Origin of the sequence: Pararhodobacter sp. (genome assembly GCF_034676075.1) — a bacterium.
In the GTDB taxonomy this organism is placed as follows: Bacteria; Pseudomonadota; Alphaproteobacteria; order Rhodobacterales; family Rhodobacteraceae; genus Pararhodobacter.
Window position 1 is genome coordinate 1 of sequence record NZ_JAUCCQ010000104.1, and the last position, 13,952, is coordinate 13,952.

Annotated in this window: 14 protein-coding genes; 12 read left to right on the forward strand and 2 right to left on the reverse strand. The window is 69.0% G+C overall.

The window, feature by feature from the left end:
• Nucleotides 1–225 precede the first annotated feature (225 nt).
• The 4 genes from yajC to VDQ18_RS18650 all read left to right on the forward strand — a co-directional run bounded on the left by yajC (nt 226) and on the right by VDQ18_RS18650 (nt 3,636).
• Nucleotides 226–558 carry a preprotein translocase subunit YajC gene (gene yajC / locus VDQ18_RS18635; protein WP_323022406.1) on the forward strand — a complete coding sequence of 111 codons (333 nt, stop codon included), beginning with the start codon at nt 226–228 and terminating at the stop codon, nt 556–558.
• A 63-nt stretch (nt 559–621) separates the two neighbouring features.
• On the forward strand, nt 622–2,286 hold the full coding sequence (gene secD / locus VDQ18_RS18640) for a protein translocase subunit SecD (RefSeq protein ID WP_323022407.1): 1,665 nt from the start codon (nt 622–624) through the stop codon (nt 2,284–2,286).
• Between the two features lie 13 nt (nt 2,287–2,299).
• Nucleotides 2,300–3,274, forward strand: coding sequence for a protein translocase subunit SecF (gene secF / locus VDQ18_RS18645; protein ID WP_323022408.1), 975 nt, complete (start codon nt 2,300–2,302; stop codon nt 3,272–3,274).
• Entirely contained in the window at nt 3,271–3,636 is a 366-nt protein-coding gene (locus tag VDQ18_RS18650) for an Mth938-like domain-containing protein (RefSeq protein ID WP_323022409.1), read from the forward strand. The genes secF and VDQ18_RS18650 overlap by 4 nt, the downstream gene beginning before the upstream one ends.
• A 180-nt stretch (nt 3,637–3,816) precedes the next feature.
• Here VDQ18_RS18650 and VDQ18_RS18655 read toward each other — a convergent pair whose 3' ends face one another.
• Nucleotides 3,817–4,608, reverse strand: coding sequence for a folate-binding protein (locus VDQ18_RS18655; protein WP_323022410.1), 792 nt, complete (start codon nt 4,606–4,608; stop codon nt 3,817–3,819).
• A 111-nt stretch (nt 4,609–4,719) separates the two neighbouring features.
• Between VDQ18_RS18655 and VDQ18_RS18660 the strand changes: the two genes are divergently transcribed.
• The 3 genes from VDQ18_RS18660 to VDQ18_RS18670 all read left to right on the forward strand — a co-directional run bounded on the left by VDQ18_RS18660 (nt 4,720) and on the right by VDQ18_RS18670 (nt 7,541).
• A complete protein-coding gene (locus tag VDQ18_RS18660) occupies nt 4,720–5,907 on the forward strand; it encodes a pyridoxal-phosphate-dependent aminotransferase family protein (protein WP_323022411.1) in 1,188 nt (395 codons plus the stop codon).
• 67 nt (nt 5,908–5,974) lie between these two features.
• Nucleotides 5,975–6,673 carry a DUF3592 domain-containing protein gene (locus tag VDQ18_RS18665; RefSeq protein ID WP_323022412.1) on the forward strand — a complete coding sequence of 233 codons (699 nt, stop codon included), beginning with the start codon at nt 5,975–5,977 and terminating at the stop codon, nt 6,671–6,673.
• Between the two features lie 151 nt (nt 6,674–6,824).
• Complete coding sequence (locus tag VDQ18_RS18670) at nt 6,825–7,541, forward strand: DUF3592 domain-containing protein (protein ID WP_323022413.1); 717 nt, start codon at nt 6,825–6,827, stop codon at nt 7,539–7,541.
• Here the strand turns inward: VDQ18_RS18670 and VDQ18_RS18675 are convergent, their stop codons facing one another.
• Nucleotides 7,542–7,973 carry an Lrp/AsnC family transcriptional regulator gene (locus VDQ18_RS18675; protein ID WP_323022414.1) on the reverse strand — a complete coding sequence of 144 codons (432 nt, stop codon included), beginning with the start codon at nt 7,971–7,973 and terminating at the stop codon, nt 7,542–7,544.
• Between the two features lie 156 nt (nt 7,974–8,129).
• Here VDQ18_RS18675 and VDQ18_RS18680 point away from each other — a divergent pair, with 156 nt between their 5' ends.
• The 5 genes from VDQ18_RS18680 to VDQ18_RS18700 all read left to right on the forward strand — a co-directional run bounded on the left by VDQ18_RS18680 (nt 8,130) and on the right by VDQ18_RS18700 (nt 13,765).
• A complete protein-coding gene (locus VDQ18_RS18680) occupies nt 8,130–9,284 on the forward strand; it encodes a type III PLP-dependent enzyme (protein WP_323022415.1) in 1,155 nt (384 codons plus the stop codon).
• A gap of 63 nt (nt 9,285–9,347) precedes the next feature.
• Nucleotides 9,348–11,636: a xanthine dehydrogenase family protein molybdopterin-binding subunit gene (locus VDQ18_RS18685; RefSeq protein ID WP_323022416.1), complete on the forward strand. Its 2,289-nt coding sequence runs from the start codon at nt 9,348–9,350 to the stop codon at nt 11,634–11,636.
• Nucleotides 11,633–12,739 (forward strand): pyridoxal phosphate-dependent aminotransferase, encoded by a 1,107-nt coding sequence (locus VDQ18_RS18690; RefSeq protein ID WP_323022417.1) that lies wholly within the window; start codon nt 11,633–11,635, stop codon nt 12,737–12,739. Before VDQ18_RS18685 ends, VDQ18_RS18690 begins: the two co-directional genes overlap by 4 nt.
• Before the next feature lie 77 nt (nt 12,740–12,816).
• Nucleotides 12,817–13,191 carry a DUF305 domain-containing protein gene (locus VDQ18_RS18695; RefSeq protein WP_323022418.1) on the forward strand — a complete coding sequence of 125 codons (375 nt, stop codon included), beginning with the start codon at nt 12,817–12,819 and terminating at the stop codon, nt 13,189–13,191.
• 88 nt (nt 13,192–13,279) lie between these two features.
• Nucleotides 13,280–13,765, forward strand: coding sequence for a PaaI family thioesterase (locus tag VDQ18_RS18700; protein ID WP_323022419.1), 486 nt, complete (start codon nt 13,280–13,282; stop codon nt 13,763–13,765).
• Nucleotides 13,766–13,952: the final 187 nt, after the last annotated feature.

Consider the following 13,952-nt stretch of genomic DNA (forward strand, 5'->3'; position numbering starts at 1 on the left):
CCCCCCCCCCCCCCCCCCCCCCCCCCCCCCCCCCCCCCCCCCCCCCCCCCTCTTTGCCGTCTCTTAGGCCGGCCTCCCGCCAGACCCGGCCTGTACCGCGAAAAACCGCCGAAACGGGGCGGTTTCTGCCCCCTCCCCTCTCGCTTGAACTCGCACCGGCCCCCATATAGGGTGCGCGCCAGATCTGACGGGCCTCTCCGGTCCCGTCCCCACCTGAGGAGCCTCATGTTCATCACCCCCGCTTTCGCGCAGACCGCCGGCGGTGCCGGCGCTGCCGGTCTCGCCACGCAGATCATTCCCTTCGCGCTGATCTTCCTGATCATGTGGATGCTGCTGATCCGCCCGCAGCAGAAAAAGATGAAGGAGCACCGTGCGATGGTCGAAGGCCTGCGCCGGGGCGATCAGGTCGTCACCGCGGGCGGCCTGATCGGCAAGGTCTCGAAGGTCAAGGAAGACGGCGAGATCGAGGTGGAGATCGCCGAGGGCGTCAAGGTCCGCGTCGTCCGCTCGACCGTCACCAGCGTCCTGTCGAAGACCGAGCCCGCCACGGCCGACTAAGCCCGCCGCACCGGATCCGGCCCGCGGCGTGGCTGCGGGCGGACCTCCACGCAAGGTTCCCCCATGCTGCAATTCTCGCTCTGGAAGCGCGCGCTGGTCATCCTGATCTGCCTCGCCGCCGTGGTGTTCTCCGCGCCCAACCTGTTTTACGACCGTGTCGAGCGCCATAACGACGCCGTGGCCCAGATCGCCGCGGGGAACGATACGCCCGAGCTTCAGGCCGAGCGGGCGCTCTGGCCCGACTGGCTGCCCTCGGACACGATCAACCTGGGCCTCGACCTGCGGGGCGGGGCGCATCTCTTGGTCGAGGTCCGTGTCTCGGATGTCTATGCCGACCGCATCGACGCCCTCTGGCCCGAGGTCCGCGACCTGCTCCGGGCCGAGCGCGCCACGGTGGGCGGCGTCCGCCGCATGCCGTCGGACGATCCGGGCGTGCTGCGCGTCGCCATCGGCAATGCCGAGGGGATGGCGCGGGCGCTGGAAGTCGTGCGCACCCTCTCGCAGCCGATGCAGACCCTGACCGGGATCGGCCAACAGGACCTCGACATCCACGAGGACAACGGCCAGATCATCGTCACCCTCTCGGAAGCCGAGCGTCTGGCGACCGATGACCGCACCATGCGCCAGTCGCTGGAGATCATCCGCCGCCGCGTCGACGAGGCCGGCACGCGAGAGCCGACCATCCTGCGCCAGGGCGCCGACCGCGTGCTGATCCAGGTGCCGGGCGTGGGCTCGGCGGACGAGGTGCTGGACCTCATCGGCCGCACCGCGCGGCTGACCTTCCATCCGGTCGTGCGCACCACCTCGAACGGCAGCGAAACCCCGGGGCCGCGCCAGGTGGTCTATCCGGCGATGAACGAACAGGGCGTCTATTACGTCCTCGAACAGACCGCCGTCGTCTCGGGCGAGCAACTGACCGACGCGCAGCCGACCTTCGACCAGAACGGCCGCCCGGCGGTGAGCTTCCGCTTCAACCCGGCGGGCGCCCGGGCCTTCGGCCTCTACACGGCCGAGAACATCGGCAACCCCTTCGCCATCGTGCTGGACAACGAGGTCATCTCGGCCCCGGTGATCCAGAGCGCCATTCCCGGCGGGTCGGGCATCATCACCGGCCGTTTCACCATCGAGGAATCGACCCAGCTGGCGATCCTGCTGCGCGCGGGCGCCCTGCCCGCCTCGATCCAGGTGCTGGAACAGCGCACCATCGGCCCGGAGCTGGGCCAGGACAGCGTCGATGCCGGCAAGGTCGCCGCGGTCGTCGCCATGGCGGCGGTGCTCCTCTACATGGGGCTGAGCTATGGCTTCTACGGCTGGATCGCCAATGTCGCGCTGCTGATGAACGTGGCGATGATCTTCGCCATCCTGTCGCTGATCGGCGGCACGCTGACCCTGCCCGGCATCGCCGGGATCGTGCTGACCATCGGCATGGCAGTGGACGCCAACGTGCTGATTTTCGAACGGATCCGCGAGGAATTGCGCACCGCGCGCGGGCCCGCCCGGGCCATCGAGCTGGGCTACGAACGCGCCATGTCGGCGATCCTCGATGCCAACATCACCACCTTCATGACCGCGGCGATCCTCTATGCGCTGGGCTCGGGCCCGGTGCGGGGCTTCGCCATCACCCTGGGCCTGGGCATCGTCACCTCGGTCTTCTCGGCGATCTTCGTCACGCGGCTGATCATCGTCTGGTGGTTCCAACGCCGCCGTCCCAAGACGCTGAACCTCTGAGGAGCGACACAGAATGTATCGGCTGAAAATCGTTCCCGACGATACCGACATCAACTTCATGGGGCCGTGGAAATACACCTTCGGCCTGTCCATGGTGTTGATCGCCGCCTCCATCGCCGTCTTCTTCGCCATCGGCCTGAACTTCGGGATCGACTTCCGCGGCGGCACCACGATCCGCACGGAAGCCACCCAGCCCGTCGATGTCGGCGCCTACCGCGAGGCGCTGGCGCCGCTGGGTCTGGGCGACATCGCCATCACCGAGGTCTATGACCCGAGCTTCCGCGCCGACCAGCATGTCACCAGCATGCGCATCCAGGCGCCGGAAGATGGCGAGGCCGTCTCGCCTGCCGTTCTGGCCCAGGTCCAGAGCGCGCTGCAGGGCGTCGATCCCACGCTGACCTTCGCCTCGGTGGAATCGGTCGGTCCCAAGGTCTCGGGCGAGCTGGTGCAGGAAGCGGTCCTCGCCGTCCTGGCGGCGCTGGGGGCGGTGCTGATCTACATCTGGCTGCGGTTCGAATGGCAGTTCGCGCTGGGGGCGGTGGCCGCGCTGATCCACGACCTGATCCTGACGATCGGCGTCTTCGTCATCTTGCAGCTGCGCTTTGACCTCGCGATCATCGCCGCGCTGCTGACCATCGTCGGCTATTCGCTGAACGACACGGTGGTGGTGTTCGACCGGATGCGCGAGAACCTCATCAAGTACAAGCAGCGCGAGGTTCTGGACGTGATGAACCTGTCCTTGAACGAGACGCTGACGCGGACCTTGATGACCTCGTTCACCACGTTGATCGCGCTCATCGCCCTCTTCGTATTGGGTGGCGACGTGATCCGCGGCTTCGTCTTCGCCATGATCTGGGGCATCTTCGTCGGCACCTGGTCGTCGATCTATGTCGCCGCGGTCATCGTCAAGCTGCTGGGCGTCAAGCGCGACTGGGGCAAGGGCGGCGACAAGGCGGGCACGCAATTCGCCACCTCGTCCTCGAAATGAGGCTGACCGAGATCGACTTCGGCACCGCCCAGCCCATCGAGGGCTATGGTGCCGATTTCTTCCGCATTGGCGGGGTGGCGCATCCGGCGCCGGTGGTGATCGTACCCGGGCAGGTGGTGGCCTGGGGCGGGTTCGAGGATACCGCGACGCTGCTGCCGCTGGCCGGTCAGCTCGACGTGCTCTTCGTCGGCACCGGGGCCGAGATCGCCCATCTGCCGAAGGGCTTCCGCGAGACGCTGGAAGAGGCCGGGATCGCCGCCGAGCCCATGGCCTCGCCCGCCGCCTGCCGGACCTATAACATCCTGCTGTCCGAAGGCCGCCGCGTCGGCGTCGCACTGCTGGCGGTCGGCACGGCGGATTGAAAACGCCCTGTCTGCGGTGCGGGACGGTGGGATAAAATCCCACCCTACCCCCGGGACCACCGCCGCGTAGGGTGGGATTTCATCCCACCATCCGACCTCAGCCCCCTGCCCTGCCAGGCATCGCCCCCGGGGCACGGTCGTCCTGTAGGGTGGGGTTTCACCCCACCTGCCGACCACCCGTCACGCCGAAACCACCGTCACCGGCTGCCCGCTCACGCTCAACGCCCCCTCGGCCCGGTCGACCCGCATCAGCGCAAGCCCCCGGCCCCCGGCCTGGGTATAGAGGACCCCGGCCTCGCGTCCGTCCTCCATCAGGACGGGCGTTCCCACCGGCACCGGCTCGGCGACCGACAGGACCATCAACTGCCGGCGCAGCGTGGTCTTGTGGTGCATCCGCGCCGTGACCTCCTGCCCGACATAACAGCCCTTGCGGAAATCGACGCCGTTGAGCCGCTCGAACCCCAGTTCCAGCACGAAACTGTCGCCCGGCACCAGCTCGGCCCCGGTCTCGGGCACCAGCGCCGCGATCCGCAGCGCCTCCCAATCGACCGGCGCGCCCTGTTCCAGTGCCACGCCGTAAAGCCGCCAGCCCAGCGCCGGGTCGCGCGGATCGGCCAGCGCGCCCTCGGGCATCGGCCCGATCCCGCGGGTGACCACGCCCTCGACCCGCTCCACCGCGGCCTTCGAGCGCAGCTTGAACATCACCAGCCGCCGGGCCAGATCCTCGGCCAGATCCTCGGCCACGTCGATCAGCACCGCCTCGGGTTCCGCCACCAGCAGGAAATCGGCCAGCAGCTTGCCCTGCGGCGTCAGCATCGCCCCATAGCCGATGCCCTCGCGGATCACCCGGCCCATGTCCTGCGTGACCAAACCTTGCAGGAATTTCTCGCGGTCGGGCCCGGTGACGCGCAGGAATCCGCGCCCGGGAACCGGGGCGCAGCGGGCATCGGGCGAAAGGATCGGATCGGGCATCGGCATTCTCTCCATCAGCCCCGGATATAGGTCCGCCGCCGCCCCTTGCACAGCCCCCGCCCCCGTGCCTAATGTCCGGCGACACACTACACAGGTTCAGGAGTTCCCGGCATGTCGCTCGCCAATGGCCGTCCCTATCTGGCCATCCCCGGCCCCTCGGTCATGCCCGACCGCGTGCTCAACGCCATGCACCGCGCCGCGCCCAATATCTACGAGGGCTCGCTGGTGGACATGGTCGCGCCGCTGCGCGCCGATCTGAAGAAGGTCGCCTGCACCGAGCAGAACCTCGCCATCTATATCGGCAACGGCCACGGGACATGGGAGGCCGCCAATACCAACGTCTTCCGCCGTGGCGACAAGGCGGTGGTGCTGGCCACCGGGCGCTTCGGCCATGGCTGGGCCGAACACGCCCGCCAGCTGGGCGTGGAGCCGCTGATCACCGATTTCGGCCGCGAACCCATCGACCTGGCCCGGGCCGAGGCCGCACTGAAAGCCGCCCCCGATGCCCGCGCCGTGATGGTCACCCATCTCGATACCGCGACCAGCGCGCTGAACGACGTGGCGGCGGTCAGAAAGCTCATGGACGACCTCGGCCACCCGGGCCTCCTGATGGTCGATTGCATCGCCTCGCTGGCGTGCGACGAGTTCCGCATGGACGACTGGGGCGTCGACGTGATGATCGCCGCCAGCCAGAAGGGGCTGATGACCCCGCCCGGCCTGGGCTTCGTCTTCTTCTCGGACAAGGCGAAGGAGGTCGGCAAACACTCGGACCTGCGCACGCCCTATTGGGACTGGACGCCCCGCAACACCGCCCAGTTCTTCTATGAAAACTGGTACGGCACGGCGCCCACCCATCACCTCTTCGGCCTGCGCGAAGCGCTGTCGATGATCCACGAGGAAGGGCTGGAGAATGTCTGGGCCCGCCACAGCGCGCTGGCCCGCGCCGTCTGGACCGCGGCCGAGGCCTGGGGCCAGGGCGGCGCCTTTCGCCTGAACATCCAGGACCCGGCCCGGCGCGGCCATTCGGTCACCGCCGCCCGGCTCTCGGGCAAGGACGGCACGCGGCTGCGGCACTGGTGCGAACATCAGGCGGGCGTCACGCTGGGCATCGGCCTGGGCATGGCGGAACCCGGCGATCCCGCAGGGGACGCCTATTTCCGCATCGCCCATATGGGCCACGTCAACGCGCATATGACGCTGGGGGCGCTGGCGGTCATGGATACCGGGATGAAGGCGCTGGGGATCGACCACGGGCCGGGCGCGGTCGAGGCCGCGGCACGGGCCCTCGCCACCGATTGATTTTCGGCGGGCGGCGGATATCACTTCGGAGACGGGCGCGATATTGGCCCGTTTTCAGGAGCCTTTCATGGACCGCCCGACCCTTTCCCGAAAAATCTATACCAAACGCGCGAGCTTTGTCCTCGCCTTCGTTTTCCTGATCATGGGCGGCCTCACGGCCGCCTTCAGCGTTTATGAACTGCGCGAGGCCGCGCTGCTGGCCAACGAGGGCGTCGACACGACAGGCGTCGTCATCGACCGCTCGACCAGCGTTACCCGGCGCTCGAACGGCTCCACCTCGCGCAACTACAACCTGGTGATCCGCTTCACCGGCCCCGATGGTGCCCCGGTCGAGGTCAACCGCTCGGTCAGCGCCGGGCTTTACGAGGCGAACCGCACCGGCTCCACTCTGCCGGTCCGCTATGCCCGCTCCCATCCGACGACGATCGAGCTGGTCCTTGGCCAGACCGGCCGCACCGGCAAGATCGTCGGCTACATCGCCATCGGCTTCGGCGTCGCGCTGCTGATCTCGCTGCTGGTGCTGCTGCGCGGAGCGGGCGCCCAGCGCCGGGCCGCGCAGGAGGGCGAGCGGCGGATGGCGACAGTCACCGACCACAAGCGCATCGGCAAGGCCAAGTCCAACCGCTGGACCTTCGGCTGGGAGGCGGGCACCACCCGCGGCCGCTCGGGTCAGGTCACGACCGAGGCCTTGCCCGACATCGGCGAGCCGGTCGCGGTCTATGTCGATCCGCGCAGCGGGCGCGGCTGGTGGGAAGGGGATTACTGACCCGGCCCCGCCCCGGGCGGGCCCGCCGTGGCAAAGGCCGCGGTCCCGCCCGGCGCAACAGCGCGTGAAAGCCGCGATCCCGGCTTGATCGGAACCGCATTTCCCGCATCATCCGGCCTGATTTGATCCTTGCCTTTTCCCGGTTCACGCCATGTCCGAAGCCCCCGCCCCCCGCCCGGTTCCGACCAGCGCGCTCTATCTGGAACGCCCGGTCTTCTGGCCCGGCCTCCTGCTGCTGGTGGTCGGGCTGACCATGGGGTCGGTCGGGCTGTGGCACCTCTTCAAGGACCATCGGCTCGACCGCGGCGGCGTCACCACAACCGCGCAGATCGACAACGCCTATACGACCTCGGCCCGGCGGCGCGACGGCGGGATCAGCTACCGCCATTACCTGGACGTCAGTTTCCGGGACGAGGCCGGGCACCTGCATTCCGCAGTCTTCCACGTCTCCCAGGGGTTCTACCATGAATCCCGGGGCCGGTCCGGGGTCGAGCTGCGCTATCTCGCCAGCAATCCCGCCGTGTCCGAACTCGAACCCGGCTTAAGTCGCTGGCTGGGCAGCATCCTCGGGCTGATCGGCGCCACCATCCTGTGGCTGGGGCTCCTCTTGCTCGGCAAGGCCCGCGGGCAGGTCGCCTCGCGCCGCCGGGCGGTCGAGGCGGGCGAGGCGCGCGGCGCCAGCGTCACCGAGATCCGCCCCTGGGGCAAGAAAGCCAGCGGCAAGGCCCGGCTTCTCTGGAGCGACGAAAGCGGTCTGACCGGCACCTCGGTCCCCCGCCCCGTCGCCAGCCTGCCGCCGCCCGGCAGCCCGGTCACGATCTACATCGACCCGCAGGACGGACGCGGCTATTGGAGCGGCGAGTATTGATCAGGCGCCGCGGTCGATCTTGACGCTCAGGTGGATCAGGCTTTCCGACGACCGCACCCCCGGCATCGCCCCGATCGCATCCAGCACCGCGTCCAGCTGCTCGGTGGTCGGCGCCGCCACCTGCAACAGCAGATCGACCCGGCCCGAGGTGGTGAAGGCGCGCTCGACCTCCGCCATCGCCTTGAGCCGCGCCAGGATGTTGGTCTGGTTGCGCGGCTCGATCGAGACCAGCACCGAGGCGCGGATCAAGGGCCGTTCCGCCGGCTGCGCCAGCCGCACGGTATAGCCCTGTACGATGCCCGAAGCCTCCAGCCGCTCCAGCCGTGATTGCACGGTGCTGCGCGCGACCTTCAGCTTGCGGGCCAGCGTCGCCAGCGGCTGACGCGCATCGGCGATGAGCAGCGACACCAGCGCCCGGTCCAGCTCGTCCATGGCCACCCCGCAAAATGACGAAACCCTCGTCAAATTAACGAAGCCATGGCGCAGATCAACCGAAATGCTGGCTTCAGGACGCATCATTTCGCGGCATCCTGAAAGCAGAGCCGGCCTGAACCGGCCCCATCGAGCAGCGGCGCGAAAGGACACGCCATGGGATTTGCCGACAGCCTCTGGTCCGATCCGGTCGATTACCTGCGGGCGCATCAGCCCGAGGATCCGGTCCTCTTCCTCTCGCCCGCCGCGCTGCAGGCGCAGGCGCGGCGGTTCCTGTCGGGGTTTCCCGGCCTCGTCACCTATGCGGTGAAGGCCAACCCGGACGAGACGATCCTCGCCAATCTCGCCGCCGCCGGGATCACCGGTTTCGACGTCGCCTCGCCCGAGGAAATCGCCCTGGTCCGCCGCCTGATCCCCGGCGCGGCGCTGCATTACAACAACCCGGTGCGGGCCCGGGCCGAGATCGCGCTGGCCGTGGCGCAGGACGTGGCCAGCTATTCGGTCGATTCCCACAGCGAACTCGACAAGCTGATCGCGCTGGTCCCGCCCCGCCGCGCCCGTGGCATGCAGACCGAAATCGCCGTGCGCTTCAAACTGCCGGTGGCGGGCGCCGCCTATGATTTCGGCGCCAAATTCGGCGCGGAGGAGGGGCTGGCGGCGGCCCTCCTCGACCGTGTGACGAAAGCCGGGTTCGCCCCCGCGCTGACCTTCCACCCCGGCACACAATGCCAGGACCCCGCCGCCTGGGAGGCTTATATCCGCGCCGCCCGCCGCATCGCCGGGCCGATCCGGCTGTCCCGGCTGAACACCGGCGGCGGCTTCCCCTCGCGCCGTCACCACACCGATGCCCCGCCGCTGGACGCGATCTTCGCCACCATCGCCCGCACCACGGCCGAGGTCTTCGGCCCGGACGCCCCGACGCTGGTTTGCGAACCCGGCCGGGCCATGGTCGCCGATGCCATGGCGTTGGCCGCGCGGGTGAAGGCGCTGCGCGATGACGGGCCGGTGTTCCTGAATGACGGGATCTATGGCGCCTTCGCGGAACTGCCCAGCATCGGCACGCCCGACCGGCTTTGCGCCCTCTCGCCCGAGGGGCATCGCCGCACCGGCGCCCCCCGGCCGCGCATCGTCTTCGGCCCGACCTGCGACTCGCTCGACCGGCTGCCGGGCGAGCCCGCGCTGCCCGAGGATCTGGCCGAGGGCGATTACCTGCTGGTCCAGGGCATGGGCGCCTATTCCGCCGCCATCGCCACCCGCTTCAACGGCTTCGGCGCGGCGCGGCATCATCTGGTGCTCGACCTCGGCGCCTGAGCGCCTCCCCTTGCCCTCGCGGCCCCGGCGGGTAATCTCCGCCCTGACCATCAAGGGGGTAACATGCGGGCTTTCGGCAAAGCGCAAGGCGTCTTGCGGCGCGAGGATCTGAGGTTTCTGACCGGGACCGGCCGCTACCTGTCCGACATCCTGCCCGAGGGCACGCTCAGCGCGGCCTTCCTGCGCGCGCCGGTCGCGCATGGGGTGATCACCGGGCTGGATACCGCCGACGCCATGGCCCTGCCCGGCGTCCACGCCATCCTGACGGCCGAGGATCTGAAAGCCGCGGGCATCACCGCCAGCCTCTGGGCGGTGCTGGCCAAGGACCGGCTGGGCCGCCCGGGCCGCGCCACCCATCGCCCGGCGCTGGCCGATGGCGTCATGCGCCACATGGGCGAGCCGGTGGCCATCGTCCTGGCCGAGACGCAAGCCCAGGCCCAGGACGCGGTCGAGGCCATTGTCCTCGACTACGACGAGAAGCCCGCGCATCTGAACCTTTTCCCCGGCGGTCCCGCCGTCCATGCCGAGGTTCCCGACAACCTGCCCGTCGACTGGCATCTGGGCGATGCCGAGGCGGTCGAGGCGGCCTTTGCCAAGGCCGCCCATGTCACCCGCCTGTCGGTGCGCCAGAACCGCGTCACCACCGTCAGCATGGAACCCCGCGCCGCCTTCGCCCATTGGGACGGCGAGCGGCTGCATTTCGCCTATAATGGACAGGGCGTCTGGGGCCACAAGCGGGAACTGGCCAAGTTCCTGAACCTCAGGCCCGAGCAGGTGCATGTCACCACCCCCGATGTGGGCGGCGGGTTCGGCATGAAGTCCATGCAATACCCCGAACAATACGCGCTGGCGCAGGCCGCCATCGCTCTGGGTCTGCCGGTCGCCTGGCTTTCCGACCGCAGCGAGGCGATGCTGGCCGACAACGGCGCCCGGGATCTGGAAAGCCTGGCGGAACTGGCCTTCGACGCCGATCACAAGATCCTGGCCTACCGGGTGCAGAACCGCTCGAACCTCGGTGCCTACAACTCGCAATTCGGCCAGAACATCCAGTGCGAGATGTTCTCGAAGGTGCTGACCGGGGTCTATGACATCCCCTGCGCCACGCTCGACGTGCAGGGGATCTATACGAACACCACGCCGGTCGATGCCTATCGCGGCGCCGGAAGGCCCGAGGCGATCACCCTCCTTGAACGCACCATGGACATGGCGGCGCGCGAGCTGGGCCTCTCGCCGCTGAAGATCCGCCAGCGCAATTTCATCCCCGAGGGCGCCTTCCCCTACCGCACCCCGGGCGAGATGACCTATGACGTGGGCTCGTTCGGCCGGGTGCTGGCCCGGGCCGGGACGCTGGGCGATGTCGCGGGCTTCGCGCAGCGCCGGGCCGAAAGCGAGGCCAAGGGCCTGCTGCGCGGCATGGGCCTCAGCTATTACATCGAATCCATCCTGGGCGAGGACAGCGAGGCCGCGGTGGTCGAGCTGACCGAAACCGGCGCCCGGCTTTATGTCGGCACCCAGTCGAACGGTCAGGGGCATGAGACGGTCTATGCCCAGTACCTCGCCGATCTGACCGGCCTGCCCTTCGACGGGATCGAGGTGGTGCAGGGCGACAGCGACCTGATCACCCGGGGCGGCGGCACCGGCGGCTCGCGTTCGGTCACCGTGCAATCGGCGGCGACGCTCGGCACGGTCGAGCAGATGGTCGCCGCCTTCACCGCCTTCCTGGAGGCGGAAATCGAGGCCGCGCCCTTCACCTTCGACGAAGGCATCTTCTCGGCTCCCGGCTCGAACCGGCGCCTGACGCTGATGGAAGCCGCCGACCTCGCCCGCCAGAAGGGCCGCAAGGACCTTCTGCGCCACGAGAAACGCACGCAACTGGCCGGGCGCAGCTTCCCCAACGGCGCGCATCTGTGCGAGGTCGAGATCGACCCCGAAACCGGCGCGCTCAGGCTGGACCGATACCTCGCTGTCGATGACCTCGGCGTGCTGATGCATCCGCAGCTGGCCGAGGGTCAGGTGCATGGCGGCGTGGTGCAGGGCTTCGGTCAGGCGGTGACCGAGGATCTGCGCTTTGACGACGACGGCCAGCTGCTGACCGGCTCGCTGATGGATTACGCCATGCCACGCGCCGCGGACGTGCCCTTCATCCGCTTCGTGAGCGAACCGACGCCGTCCAAGAACAACCCGATCGGCATGAAGGGCTGCGGCGAGGCCGGCACCGTCGGCGCGCTCTCGGCCCTCTCCAACGCCGCGCTCGATGCCCTCTGGGACCGGGGCGTGCGTCATGTCGACATGCCTCTCACCCCCCTCCGGATCTGGACCTGGCTCCAGGACGCCAAGGAAGCCACCCGATGAGCCCCCGCTACACCCGCCTGGTCGATACCCTGCCCGCCACCGTGCCCTTCGTCGGCCCCGAGACGCAGGAACGCGCTCGCGGCGGCGCCTTTGAGGCCCGGCTCGGCGCCAACGAGAACGGCTTCGGCCCCTCGCCCCGGGCGATCGAGGCGATGGCCCGCGCCTCGGGCGAGCAATGGATGTACGGCGACCCCGAGAACCACGACCTGAAACAGGCGCTTGCGGCGAAACTGGGTGTGACGCCCGCGCATATCATCGTCGGCGAGGGGATCGACGGGCTTCTGGGCTATCTCGTCCGGCTGCTGGTCGAGCCGGGCGATGCGGTGGTGACCTCGGAAGGCGCCTATCCCACCTTCAACTACCATGTCGCGGGCTTCGGCGGCGTGCTGCACAAGGTGCCCTATCTGGGCGATCACGAGGATCCGACGGCGCTGATGCACCGCGCGCGCGAGGTCGAGGCGAAGCTCGCCTACCTCGCCAATCCCGACAACCCGATGGGCAGCTGGCACGGGGCCGAGGTGATCCGCGGCGCCATCGAACAGGTGCCCGCGGGCACGCTTTTGGCGCTGGACGAGGCCTATGTCGAATTCGCCCCAGAAGGCACCGCGCCCGAAATCGACCCCGACGACGAGCGGGTGATCCGCTTCCGCACCTTCTCCAAAGGCTATGGGCTGGCGGGGGCGCGGGTCGGCTATGCGGTGGGGGCGCCCGGGCTGATCGCCGCCTTCGACAAGGTGCGCAACCATTTCGGCATGAACCGCGCGGCGCAGATCGGTGCGCTGGCGGCGCTGGCGGACGAGGGGCATCTGGCGCAGACCATCGCTCAGGTGGGCGCGGCCCGCGCCCGCCTCAACGCCATCGCCGCCGACAACGGGCTGCGCGCCCTGCCCTCGGCGACGAATTTCGTCACCATCGACTGCGGGCGGGACGGCGATTTCGCCCGCAAGGTGCTGGCCGGGGTGGTGAAACGCGGGGTCTTCATCCGCATGCCGTTTGTGGCGCCCCATGACCGATGCATCCGCGTCTCGGCCGGGCCCGAGGCCCAGCTCGCGGCCTTCGCCCGGGTCCTGCCCGAAGCGCTGGCCGAGGCCCGGCAGGGCTGAACTCACTGCAGCGTGATTTGCCTTCCAGCAGGGGGAATCCAGTTCTCTCGCCGGGCATTTGAACCGGAGGATCCCCCATGCGCATGACCCTGACCGCCGCCGCTCTCGCCCTCATGACCCTGCCGGCACTGGCGCAGAGCACCGACCATTCCGGCCACGGCATGACGCATGGCACAACGACGGCCGCGGCCGCGGCCGAAGCCTATGCCGAGATCAATGCCCGCATGCATGCCGAGATGGATGTCCCCCTCACCGGCGACGCCGACCGCGATTTCGTGCTGGGCATGATCCCGCACCATCAGGGCGCCGTGGACATGGCCCGCGTGGTGCTGGAACACGGCCAGGACCCCCAGATCCGCGCCATGGCCGAAGCGGTGATCGCGGCGCAGGAGGCCGAGATCGCCTTCATGCGCGCCTGGCTGGACGCCAATCCCGCGCCCGCCGGGCAGTAACCGCGTGACGTTGCGTCGGGGCCGGACCTCAGGGCTGGCCCCGACGCCGGGACCTGCCTAGCTTTGCCGCAGCTTGAGGGAGGCCCCGATGCCCGAACAATTTGTCGCCCGTTCCCCCGACGAGATCCCCGACCGCGCCACCATGGCGGGGATGACCGGCCTCGAGTTCATCGAGGCGATCCGCGACGGCACCCTGCCGGGCGCCCCCATCGCCGAGGTGATGAACTTCCGCCTGCATGAAGCGGCGAAGGGCGAAGTGGCCTTCCGCGGTTCGGCCGAGTTCAAGCATTCCAACCCGATGGGCGGCGTGCATGGCGGCTGGTACGGCACGATCCTCGACAGCGCGCTCGGCTGCGCGGTGGCGACGGTGCTGGAAAAGGGCTCGGTCTATACCACGCTCGAATACAAGGTGAACCTGACCCGCGCGCTGAAGCCCGGGGTGCTGGTCGAATGCCGGGCCCGGGTCCAGCACGCCGGCCGCTCGACCGCCGTGGCGGAGGCGGTGATCACCGGCGTCGAGGATGGCAAGATCTACGCCACGGGGTCCACGACCTGCATCATCATGCGGGCGTGACGCAGAGCTCGGGGACTGTCACCCGCAGTTGACGGAAAAGGCGGGGGGCTGCCGCCCCCCGCGCCCCCTGCTTCAAGGAGGGTTTTCCACCCTCCTTGAAAATCCTCCCGAGGATATTTGCAGAACGAAGATGGCTCAGGGTTTGCGGGCGACGAAGTCGATGAGGGCGGAGCGCCCGGAATGGCCG

Bases quoted from the DNA above. Each gene is read 5' to 3' on its own strand.
- VDQ18_RS18680 (WP_323022415.1), top strand. From the start codon at position 8,130: ATGGGATTTGCCGACAGCCTCTGGTCCGATCCGGTCGATTACCTGCGG.
- VDQ18_RS18690 (WP_323022417.1), top strand. From the start codon at position 11,633: ATGAGCCCCCGCTACACCCGCCTGGTCGATACCCTGCCCGCCACCGTG.
- VDQ18_RS18670 (WP_323022413.1), top strand. From the start codon at position 6,825: ATGTCCGAAGCCCCCGCCCCCCGCCCGGTTCCGACCAGCGCGCTCTAT.
- VDQ18_RS18700 (WP_323022419.1), top strand. From the start codon at position 13,280: ATGCCCGAACAATTTGTCGCCCGTTCCCCCGACGAGATCCCCGACCGC.
- secD (WP_323022407.1), top strand. From the start codon at position 622: ATGCTGCAATTCTCGCTCTGGAAGCGCGCGCTGGTCATCCTGATCTGC.
- VDQ18_RS18695 (WP_323022418.1), top strand. From the start codon at position 12,817: ATGCGCATGACCCTGACCGCCGCCGCTCTCGCCCTCATGACCCTGCCG.
- VDQ18_RS18650 (WP_323022409.1), top strand. From the start codon at position 3,271: ATGAGGCTGACCGAGATCGACTTCGGCACCGCCCAGCCCATCGAGGGC.
- VDQ18_RS18675 (WP_323022414.1), bottom strand. From the start codon at position 7,973: ATGGACGAGCTGGACCGGGCGCTGGTGTCGCTGCTCATCGCCGATGCG.
- VDQ18_RS18660 (WP_323022411.1), top strand. From the start codon at position 4,720: ATGTCGCTCGCCAATGGCCGTCCCTATCTGGCCATCCCCGGCCCCTCG.
- VDQ18_RS18655 (WP_323022410.1), bottom strand. From the start codon at position 4,608: ATGCCCGATCCGATCCTTTCGCCCGATGCCCGCTGCGCCCCGGTTCCC.
- secF (WP_323022408.1), top strand. From the start codon at position 2,300: ATGTATCGGCTGAAAATCGTTCCCGACGATACCGACATCAACTTCATG.
- VDQ18_RS18665 (WP_323022412.1), top strand. From the start codon at position 5,975: ATGGACCGCCCGACCCTTTCCCGAAAAATCTATACCAAACGCGCGAGC.
- yajC (WP_323022406.1), top strand. From the start codon at position 226: ATGTTCATCACCCCCGCTTTCGCGCAGACCGCCGGCGGTGCCGGCGCT.
- VDQ18_RS18685 (WP_323022416.1), top strand. From the start codon at position 9,348: ATGCGGGCTTTCGGCAAAGCGCAAGGCGTCTTGCGGCGCGAGGATCTG.